The organism is Spirosoma areae (genome assembly GCF_054781775.1).
The window spans coordinates 40,566-51,172 of sequence record NZ_BAAGTT010000018.1; the positions used below are offsets into that span (position 1 = coordinate 40,566).

Genomic DNA, 10,607 nt, shown 5'->3' on the forward strand with positions numbered 1-10,607 from the left:
CTAAGTAAATTATACTTCGGCAATCACCAGCAAAAGTAGTTAATAATCAAACTAATCAATCCCATGAAGAAACACATCAATATAGTACTTATGGGTGCAGGTTTGCTTGTGTTGACCGTAGTGTTTTTGTTTATAAATGCATTCACAGAAAAAAAAGAAGGTTTAGATGAAAACTGGGGCCACTATGGTCATGATGCTACCAACAATAAGTATTCAGACTTAGCCTATATCAATGTAAATAATGTAATTAATTTAAAGGAAATATGGCATCATCAGGAAACACAGGAAGGCTCGAGTATTTTCTTTAATCCGTTAGTAGTCAACGGAAAAATGATTGCGTTATTACCTTCCAAAAAATTAGTAGCCCTCAACGCGGCCAATGGTGAACTTATTTGGGAGTTTATACCCGACAATACGTATATAGCTAATTGGAGTAAATCCGTAACCTATCACGCAGGCAAAAATGGCAAGCCTGATGTCGTTTTGTTCATTTCGGGGGGTACTCTCTACGCTGTTAACGCCCAAGATGGAAAACTAATCGATGAATTTGGCAAGCAGGGTCGGGTAGATTTCTATACCGGTTTGTCCGTAGCCGATTCCATGAGAAGCCGGGTTCATGTGACGAGCAACGCTCCAGGAGTTATTTACGAAGATTTATTTATTGTGGGTTGTAAAGTTCCCGACGAGCTTCCCTCTACTTCGGGCGATATCCGGGCGTTTAATGTCTTTACAGGAAAATTGGTCTGGGTATTTCATACCATTCCCCAAAAAGGAGAATTCGGAGCTGAAACATGGGCCGCAAACGCCCGAGAAAAAAATGGAGGTGCTAATTGCTGGGGAGGCATGGCATTAGATCAAAAGCGAGGCATTGTCTATGTGCCTACGGCTTCCCCTTCTTTTGATTTTTACGGTGCCGACCGGCCAGGGAAAAACCTTTTTGCTAATTGCCTTTTAGCGTTGGATGCTAAAACGGGAAAACGTATCTGGCATTTCCAGACCACCCACCACGATCTTTGGGACAGAGACAATGGCTCTCCGCCGAATTTAGTTACGATTAATCAAGGGGGAAAACAGGTCGATGCGGTAGCGCTCGTAACGAAAATGGGCTATTTATTTCTGTTCGATAGGTTCACCGGAAAGTCCTTATTCCCAATTAATGAAGTAGCTGTTTCGACCAAAAGTACTATGCCCGGCGAAAAACCCTGGCCGACTCAACCTATACCAACAAAACCTGCTCCCTTTGCGAGACAAGGATATAAAGAAGAATATTTTAGCAACTTAACCCCGGAATCTGAACGAGACATTAAGAAGCAAATCGCTGAGAATAAATACAATACGGGCATTTACGAACCGCCTAGTTTAAATGGCTCAATTATCCTTCCTGCAGCAAATGGTGGGGCTAATTGGGGCGGTGCCTCAGTTAACCCAAAAACGGGTATCCTGTTTGTAAACTCTACCGATTTACCCTGGTTTCTCAAACTCACTGAACTGAAAAAAATCAAAGAGAATAACAACCTGAGCGGAGAAAATCTGTTCAAAATGTATTGCAGTAGCTGCCACGGTGTAGATAGAAAAGGCACAAATTATGGGCCAAATATCTTAGCAAAAACGACTTCTTACAATGTTCAAAAATTAGAGAACATTATTCGCAAAGGAGCAGAACCCATGCCCTCGTTCAGGCACTTACCGCAGGAGCAAATATCGGCAATTATTGGCTTTTTGAAAGGCCAACAAATTGGCTTATCCGCTGGAAAGCGGGCAAGGTATGAAGAAAGTAATGAACCTTACGGGTTTTCGGGCTATGATTCTTACACGGATGGTAATGGCAATCCTACCATAAAACCTCCATTCGGAACGTTGAACGCTATCGACCTTAATACCGGGAATACGCTTTGGCAAGTGCCGCTGGGCGAAGACCCTAAATTAGCCAAAATGGGTATTAAACAGTCTGGTATCTACAACCGGGGCGGGGGGATTGCTACGGCGGGCGGGCTTATATTCATTGCTGCAACAGTAGACCGAACGTTTCGGGCGTTTGACCAGAAAACGGGTGAAATACTCTGGCAAGTTCAACTCCCGGGCAATGGTACTTGCATTCCTGCTACGTATGCCCTTGCGGGTAAACAATATATTACCCTTGCGGTTAGCCCTAATCCGTCCACAGGCTATAAGGGAGGCTACCTGACGTTTGGCCTCAATTAAGAAGGTGTAGGTTGCCATTACTTAAGCAGGCCACCGTGGCGCGGCCAAATTTCAAATAGAATTCTAAAAGGTTGACGGACAAGCATAAACGTCACTTTTGTTTGCGCATGTGACGGATAGCTTTGGACAGATAGTAAAATCTCATGTCTTGTCGGAAAAACATACCGACGTTTATTTGAACGGTGACGGGGTAGGCAAGAAGTGGCCTAAAATCAGCCTTTTCGCGTCCAATTAACCCGTTCAATTTAGTCGTTCAGGGTTTTGGACCAAGTCGAGCCTTTTCTGTACTAGGTGTTCCAATGGGCCATGCCGCTTCCATCGCTTTTAAATAAGACCGGTACAGGGTAGTTTAAACTACCCCGGTAGGCGCGAATCCAGCCGGGAGAAAACTGATTTATGAAAAACCGCATCGGTACATAGCTGGGGCTATCGCCTGGGCCCCTACCTGGCTGCGGGGTGTTTTTTGCTATCCCCCCTGGTTGGGGTGGCCTGTGTAAATAGGGTGGTAGGGGTCTTTTTGTGAGGACTGTGTTTGCTTTTGGGTTTTGGAAAGTGCAGTGGGCGGGTCTGGATGAGGTGGGGAGAGGAGACGAAGGGAACGGGTCAGGTAGGCGGAGGAGTGAGGGCTGTGAAGGGTTAAGGGTACGATTTGAAATCCGACCCTGGGTTAGTGGTTATACATACTCCATAATTGCCCCCTGCTGGGTTGACAGCTTCTGATTCAACCGCGAACTACCCAACTATGCTTTAGTTTAGTACATTCGCTTCTGGTTTCTCCTGACGCTGATGATGCCTCGACTCGTTTTAATCGCCCTGCTCTCGTTGCTGACTACTTGGCCAGTCCTGGCTCAGAATAAACCACCCGCCGATACCGCATCCGTTTTTCGGATTGACAGCTTGCCGCCACAAGGTGTGTTGTTCGACAAAGGCTGGAAGTGGCAGGCCGGAGATAACCCCGATTGGACCAGGCCGGAATTTGATGACAAGAATTGGGAAAATATTGACCCGACGCGGGATATCATGGATATTCCTCAACTGTGGCAGACAGACATAGGCTGGTTCCGACTCCGATTTACGATAGATAGCTCACTTACCCAGAAGTCAATTGCTATGCTGGTTCAGCAAACCGGAGCGTCGGAAATCTTCCTGAATGGTCAACTGATTGGTCGATTTGGCGAAATAAGTGACGATTCTCGCCAGGTTAGAGCTGCCACCCCTGCTAATGGCACATACATCGGCATACCAATCCAGAAATCGGGGGAGCAGGTACTGGCCGTTCGATTTGCAGTGCAGAAGAACCTTCCTTACCTGCTTTTCGCGAATCGACCAAATACCACTGTGGCGCTACGGCTACTAGAAACAAAATCCATAGGGCCTACTACGCAAAGCACAATCACGCACTATTTTGACTTTTTGCGGTTCGGCTTATTTTTAAGCCTTTCAATACTCCATCTAGCTTTATTTTGGTTTACTCCTTCGCAAAAATCAAATCTCTATTTTTTTTTGTACGCCTTTCTGAATGCCCTTGCTTCTATCCTGATTGGCCTTGTCTACATTCAGATTGATTTTGCCGCTACTAAAATGCTCTTTCTCTATGGGACAGTTTTAGCATCACTAGTAGGCTATATCCCGTTCCTAACAGCCGTTTACACTATTTTTAATCACCATAGGGGTATTATTTATTGGTCTATAATGGCATATGCATTATTTAGCCTTATCGTATTATTTACTGATTATCGTAATGGCTTCAATTATGGATCAACCGTTCTCATAGTCCTCATTCCTCTGGAATGTACACGAATAGTTTTTCTCGCAATAAAAAAAAGGCAACGGGGAGCAAACATCGTTTTCTGGGGAGCGGTCAGTTATCTTATTTTTTTTGCACTTTTTTATGTATTCGTCTTCGGGTATTTACCGGGTGGTCCTAGCAGGCTTTATGTCCATCTGGCATACAATATTAGTGCTTTAGGCATTCCAGTCGCTATTTCTGTTTACCTCGCCCTTGAATCTTCTTATACCAGCCGCGCCTTGACAGAAAAGCTTTCGGAAGTCCAGCAGCTCTCCACCGAAAAACAGCAAATTCTCGTCACCCAGAACGAAGTTCTCGAAAAACAGGTAATCATACGTACTGCTGAATTAAATCATTCCTTAACCGAACTCAAAGCCACCCAGACCCAACTCATTCAGCGCGAGAAAATGGCCAGTTTGGGCGAATTGACGGCGGGCATTGCCCACGAGATTCAGAACCCCTTGAACTTCGTTAATAACTTCTCAGAGGTCTCCACGGAGTTGGTTAGCGAATTGGAGGATGAACAGAAAAAGCCCACCCGGGATACTCAACTGGAAACGGAACTGTTAGGCGATTTAAAACAAAATCTGCAAAAAATCACCCTACATGGGGGGCGGGCCAGTAGCATTGTTAAAGGCATGTTGGAACACTCCCGAACCACTACGGGCGAACGCCAACTTACTGACCTCAACGCCCTGGCCGATGAATACTTACGACTGGCGTATCAGGGCTTTCGGGGCAAAGACAACCCGTTCACCTGCGAGTTAGTGACGGATTTTGACTCGACCCTGGGGAAGGTTGATCTCATACCTCAGGAGATTGGGCGAGTGTTGCTGAACCTGTACAACAACGCCTTTTATGCGGCACAGCAAAAACAGAAGACGGCTTCTTCGGATTACCAGCCTACTGTCATGGTCAGGACTGCCCAAGTCGATGGTCAGGTGACAATTCGGGTCAAAGACAACGGGGTAGGTATGCCTGAGTTGGTGAAAGCCAAGATTTTCCAGCCCTTTTTCACGACAAAACCAACCGGCGAGGGCACGGGCTTAGGCTTGTCGCTCAGCTACGATATTGTCACCAAAGGTCATGGTGGTTCGCTGTTGGTGAAGAGTCAGGAAGGAGAAGGTACTGAGTTTGTTATTCAGTTGCCTGACGCAACCGGGCCTTGAGGCAGTAACTTGCTCCTCGTTCATAGGTTGGAAAGAGGATAAAAACAAGTTTGCCTTAACGTACAATTTCTAAACCTTAGCCAACTTCGGAGGCTATAGGGATATAGGCTTATAAAGGTTTTTATGGCCATAAAAACACATCTTGCTAACTTTAAATTTGCTCCGTTTCTGGGTTGGCAAAAAAATGGCTATAGTTCTATAAACCTATACCTCTATGGCCCTGTAACCAGCTTTGCTGGCTTCATTTATTTGGACTCGGCCCTGATTTTATTAGCTTGATTGTCAACACGCCCTAATAAATTCAGTTAAACCGTCGAAAAATAATATCGTCCTTCGTAGCGTCAGGCTTGACCGCTCGAATCCAGTATACATGCCTACAGGCCAGGAACTTGCTTCAAAATCCCTTTGGGTTTGAAGCGAATCCGCTTGCCGAAAACGAATCGGATATAGTCGGCGTTGGTATTGATCAACCCTTGGGAGAACGTCCGGTTTGCCAGTGTGGTTGACCCATACAACCCGCCATAAAAGACATTCGAGCTATAGCCAACCGTCACCGATGCAATTCCTTCCCATCCCACCTGAACGTGACGTTCCGATTCATTCAGTACGGTGCTGCTTCGCTGATGCAAAATCGTCAGACCCGGTCGTACACTAAAACTGGCAAAATAATGCTTGCCCAAAATAATCGTCTGCGTATAGCTTGCATCGACACCCACTGACAGCGAATGCAGATTCAGCAGGCGGGCCTCCGGCCGAAAATCGGCTTCCAGGGCTGAGGGCACCAGCGACGAATCGGCCCGAATAAACTGATAGGTGAAAGACCCGCCGATGCCCCACGAACGGGCATTTTTTCGCTGCTCCTCCCGTTGAAGTAAGGTAGCGGGAATTGAGAGTCGCCGAGGATTGAATTGATACAGCACACGACTCGTCACGGTCTGGCTTCGTAAATCATTCCGGTACGGATAGGCCGAGGTATGGTCGAACCAGTTCGCTTGCAGGATGTCGGGGTTGCTCAGATAAAAGCCCCGGTAAAACTGGTATTGGGCCGAAAACCAAAGCCTACGATTATTTAGATTGATGATCACGCCAAAGGGCTTTGTTTTGCCCCGCCGGTCGATATTATAGCCGAAGAAAGGCAGTTTTATCGTTAGTTCCGTTCCGACCCATTTGTAGTCGAGGCCCAGCCCAACTGTCCAGGCCAGATTTGGTTTGTAGATTAGTGACTGGGGCCTGCCAACCACCCGCAACGAGTAATCCTGCCGGTCGCTGACAGCATACAGATGTAATTGCCGGTGATACGTTGTGATGAAGGCCCGATCAACGCGTGGTGTGGCGGTTTTCAGCAGGGTATCGAGCGGAATGCCCAGCAGCCGAAGCCCCTGCCCGTAACTCACGAAAGGGCATCCGATGAGCAGGACAAACAGTAACCGTCTGCCCGATTGCGCATTATCCATTCCCAAAACAGGAAATCTCCTCATCATGGTCATAGTCAGGCAGTTGGTAAATAAGAAGTAACAAAGTCGGTAAGAAACCCCTCGCCCCTTACTGTTTAGGGTCGGATTTGAAATCGCACCCTCATGGTGAGTAGCGCTTAGCTGAGTCCGCTATGACAATTTAGACCAGGACGATTAATGGGCATTACTACCAGGATTTCAAGAGGCAATACGCGAAATTATTCACCGATCTTGCCAGTTTTGGGTGAACGGTTTTGTCTTTTGTGGCAATCTTCACGTCCGTGAGTGTCTTTTTAGTTAGCCTCCCAAAATCAGCCTCATCAAACAATAACTCTGCATTTAAATAGGTTCGTCCTCCCGAAGAGGTAAGGGCTACTGCCTGTTCCGGCCTTTCGATTCGAGTTCCATCGCTAAAAAGCAGGATTACGCCCTTTCTTAAGGCCGAATCGGGTATACTATACACATCAATACTGAGGGAAAGAACGTAAGCGGTATCTGCCTTTCAATTATTTTCCCAATACCTATAATACTAATTGTTCCTGCATCGCCTATTCGCCCAAGCTGACCTGTAGCCAGTGCCATAAAGGAAATACGGCCATTGAGTCTATCCACTTTCTTTTCGATGTCCTTGCAATTCTGCCCATAAGCTGAATTTATGGCAATTGTGAGAGCGAGTAGAACCTTAACCATACGGATAGCTTTAAGCAGCAAAGTATGCAAAATCTTTCATTTATCCGATTTTATTCGACTACGTGACCGAAATAGCAGATGAACTATAATAGTGATGCTGGCTGGAACTATTCGCGTAGCTACATTAGTCTTGTACTCCTCTATGGATAGGTAAAGATGAAAAATAGCTTAATTATTTTTCATCTTTAAGCATTTCTTACACATGAAATAATTGCCTACTAATTAGTATGTTGTTGATGCCGCTTGCGACCCTTTTTTAATTCTTGGCCGTTTCGGTCGTTTGGGTTTGGGTGGTACTTTCAGCTTGGGCGTCTCTGCGGGTGTTGCATTCTTGCTTTCCATAGGTTGTATTGAGTTGGTGATGTTACTACGAACATGGGGCTTTACTCGCCAGCAGTAGTGGTACAAGAATGTTTTAAGCCAATCATAGAATGGGCATGTTCTGGGTCTGACAGCGTACCGCTTACTAACATGCCAATACCTATATTGATTATAGCTAATATTTAGTGTACGTTTGTATTGTTGTAAAAAAGATCAAAAATGAATACGCCCAAAGAGATAGGAGACTATATTAAACAGTTGAGAAAGCTGAAGGGCTTAACTCAAGCTGCCATAGCAGAAATAATAGGTGTTAAAACCGCTACCTATACCCACTTTGAAACAGGACGAACAAATATGACCCTCGCTACAATAAACAAAATAGCTGATGCTTTGGGGTATGATCTACAAGTGTCATTCAGTCTTAAAAAGCCTACCGGAAAATAAATAATTAGTTATAATTAATGTTTAGTGTCAATTAATGTTAATTATAATCAATATTTCACCTATATTTGTATTGTCAATCAGGAACAGAAAAGGCGCTATAGTACTGAGGAGGTTGCCCGCTGGACCGTATGTACCCAGTTGATAATCAATAAAAAAGCCCGTCGCTACAGTTTCCGAGGCGATAGCGCGGGCGAGTAGTTCACCTAACTTTCTTTAATCAAATGAACACCGAGCAAAACTACGGGGAAGGGGCTTCCCATGCAACCGATTCTGAGCAATCGGCCAAAACTAACCCCGCCCCCACCCAGCAGATTTCCTCTGCCGATACGCGGAGGACTCATCTCGGCCTGCCTACCCATCGGCAGGAATTGGATGCACTACTGTCCGACTTTGTGTCGGCGACTTAGGCGGCTGACAATATCACCGTTATCAACGAACTGTTTTATCTCTGGCTTCGCAAGCGCGAACGTAAGGTGACCAGGGAGTACAGTGCTACCATTACCTACAATACACTGCGGATAAGCACATTTCTGGTGGAGGTGCATGCGCGATGGGAACAGATACAGCCGATGGAACGCATAGAGGGTCGGCTTAAGGCTGCTCAGAAAGGAGGGGTGACCAATGGATAATCCGCAACAGCCCTTGGCGGAGGGCATACCCTTCAACCCTTCCTACATCAGTATTCCGATCTATCTGGCCGTTCAGGGGCGGGATGAGGTGAATTTGGGTGCGTCCCAGGTAGACGTGTTTCTGTCGGCCCTGTTTGCCTACAGGCAGAGCGTTGCCGACTGGCCCAGTGGCCCTCAGCAGAACCTCATCCTGGAACTCATTGACGAAATCGAAATAGCAGCGCTTGATGTGATGTATACTCGTCTTTCTGAATCAGCCGCTATTCTCCACAAGGCAAAGCATAAGCTGCCACCTCCGCCTGCTGAATAGTTTAGTTGAATAAATGGGTGATAGTAGTAACAGCCTCGGCAGTCGTCCGGGCTGTTGTCTTTATCTGGAAATTCCTGAATAGTTTAGCCAGCGCGTCTATTCACTTTGCCTGACGCCAGCCAGTCGTCAATATCGCCTTTTGCATACCAGGCATCACCGCCCTTCTTGTAGTAGTTAAGTCCGTGCCTGCGGTAATACAATAGCGGATTAGCATCCCGGCCTAAATAGGCCATTGCCTCTTTTTCGGTCAACAACCGTCGCCGTTCGAGTTCAGCCTGCATCTGTATTTCACGCTCGGCGGATTTTGCGAAGTGAGCCTCGCACTTATCCAGTACTACTCGTAGGCGCTCGCCCAATTTCTCATCAACAACTAAGGTCATGGCTTTGGTTGATTAAGTTAGTCCGTAATTACCCGTTAAAAACTGTAAAACCAACACGAAGCAATGGGACACAAGGCATTTGTTATTGACCAGGACTTGGCCGAAGATTTAATCAGTACATTGGCTGAATGCAGGCAAACGCTAATCGAGATGCGCCAGCAGTTAGCCGAAGCCAGCCAGATGGCCGACCAGAATACGCAGTTTAGTATTCAGCAGGCGTGTACCTACCTGAGTGGCATTAACGAGGATACGCTTCTTTACTATCGAAAGCTGGGTCTTGATTATTACAAAAAAGGAAAGAACAGCGTCTGGTATCGGAAGGGCGATATTGATGCGTGGCTGGCAAGTGGACAAGTAAACCAGCAGAAACGATAATCGGTCAATCACAGGGTTCAAAATAAGAAGCCACCACTTGTCAAGGTGGTGGCGTTATTTCAGATGATATTGTGAGGCCTTTTCTTTCTATGATGAACAGACTCCGCATTCACCTGTATCGCCTGCCGCAATGCTACAGGCGGCCCGGCTCAGGGTCGTGTTCTCCTCAATAACCTGCTCGTAAATAGCAGTTTCAGTGATCTGGCTACCGTTCTTTTGGCCGAACCGTTCAGCCACAGAGGTATATACCATTAGTGGCGATCCGCTGTGAAACGCTCAGTGTGTGGACTTTTCAGAAGGCTACTGGCTCAGTCTGCTGCAAAGAGATTGATTAACCGGTCATCATTGGGCGTGACGCTCTATATTTTCACAGTCGTAAGAGTGGTACGTACGCCAAAGTAATTACGTAAATGTCAGCCATTAGAGAACAGATAGGCCAGCTAATTCGAGAACGCCGAATCCAAAAGGGGCTAAGTCAAGAGCAATTAGGGACTAAATTAGGCATTGGCCGAACGACAGTTGGCCGCTACGAAACAGGCGACTAAAACTTCACCGTCGATACACTGCAAAAAATAGCCAATGCGCTAAAAGTCAAGCTTACCGTTGCGCTTGACGAATCGGCTACTCCGAGTGTGGATGTATCAATCCATACTACATTAGCTTCTTCATCTTAGGAATACCCATCAGACTGGCATAAACACAGAAAAGCCCGATCAGTTTAGTGATCGGGCGATAGAATCGGTGTGAATACCCAGCGTGTGCTTTTGACGGAAGCCATAGCCGTAGGTCACTCAAATAAATGAAAAATAATTTGTTAGTAGGATTCGACAGGCTTTATCGACCA

At 46.3% G+C, this 10,607-nt stretch carries 9 protein-coding genes; 7 read left to right on the forward strand and 2 right to left on the reverse strand.

Going from position 1 to position 10,607, the window contains the following annotated elements; all coding sequences use genetic code 11:
* Positions 1-63: 63 nt before the first annotated feature.
* Complete coding sequence (locus ACYVI1_RS08625) at positions 64-2,202, forward strand: outer membrane protein assembly factor BamB family protein (RefSeq protein ID WP_460908883.1); 2,139 nt, start codon at positions 64-66, stop codon at positions 2,200-2,202.
* A 786-nt stretch (positions 2,203-2,988) separates the two neighbouring features.
* Positions 2,989-5,160 carry an ATP-binding protein gene (locus tag ACYVI1_RS08630; protein WP_460908885.1) on the forward strand — a complete coding sequence of 724 codons (2,172 nt, stop codon included), beginning with the start codon at positions 2,989-2,991 and terminating at the stop codon, positions 5,158-5,160.
* A 374-nt stretch (positions 5,161-5,534) separates the two neighbouring features.
* Here ACYVI1_RS08630 and ACYVI1_RS08635 read toward each other — a convergent pair whose 3' ends face one another.
* Positions 5,535-6,614, reverse strand: coding sequence for a DUF4421 family protein (locus ACYVI1_RS08635; protein ID WP_460908887.1), 1,080 nt, complete (start codon positions 6,612-6,614; stop codon positions 5,535-5,537).
* Positions 6,615-7,844: 1,230 nt separating this feature from the next.
* On the opposite strand from ACYVI1_RS08635, the gene ACYVI1_RS08640 reads away from it, so the two are divergent.
* The 3 genes from ACYVI1_RS08640 (at position 7,845) to ACYVI1_RS08650 (ending at position 9,008) form a co-directional block, all read left to right on the forward strand.
* Positions 7,845-8,069 carry a helix-turn-helix domain-containing protein gene (locus ACYVI1_RS08640; protein WP_460908889.1) on the forward strand — a complete coding sequence of 75 codons (225 nt, stop codon included), beginning with the start codon at positions 7,845-7,847 and terminating at the stop codon, positions 8,067-8,069.
* Between the two features lie 221 nt (positions 8,070-8,290).
* A complete protein-coding gene (locus ACYVI1_RS08645) occupies positions 8,291-8,476 on the forward strand; it encodes a hypothetical protein (RefSeq protein WP_460908891.1) in 186 nt (61 codons plus the stop codon).
* Positions 8,477-8,690: 214 nt separating this feature from the next.
* Entirely contained in the window at positions 8,691-9,008 is a 318-nt protein-coding gene (locus ACYVI1_RS08650; RefSeq protein WP_460908893.1) for a hypothetical protein, read from the forward strand.
* 83 nt (positions 9,009-9,091) lie between these two features.
* On the opposite strand, the gene ACYVI1_RS08655 is transcribed toward ACYVI1_RS08650, so the two are convergent.
* Entirely contained in the window at positions 9,092-9,388 is a 297-nt protein-coding gene (locus ACYVI1_RS08655; RefSeq protein ID WP_460908895.1) for a hypothetical protein, read from the reverse strand.
* A 63-nt stretch (positions 9,389-9,451) separates the two neighbouring features.
* Here ACYVI1_RS08655 and ACYVI1_RS08660 point away from each other — a divergent pair, with 63 nt between their 5' ends.
* Entirely contained in the window at positions 9,452-9,763 is a 312-nt protein-coding gene (locus ACYVI1_RS08660; RefSeq protein WP_460908899.1) for a helix-turn-helix transcriptional regulator, read from the forward strand.
* Between the two features lie 410 nt (positions 9,764-10,173).
* Positions 10,174-10,308, forward strand: coding sequence for a helix-turn-helix domain-containing protein (locus ACYVI1_RS08665; protein ID WP_460908901.1), 135 nt, complete (start codon positions 10,174-10,176; stop codon positions 10,306-10,308).
* Positions 10,309-10,607 lie beyond the last annotated feature (299 nt).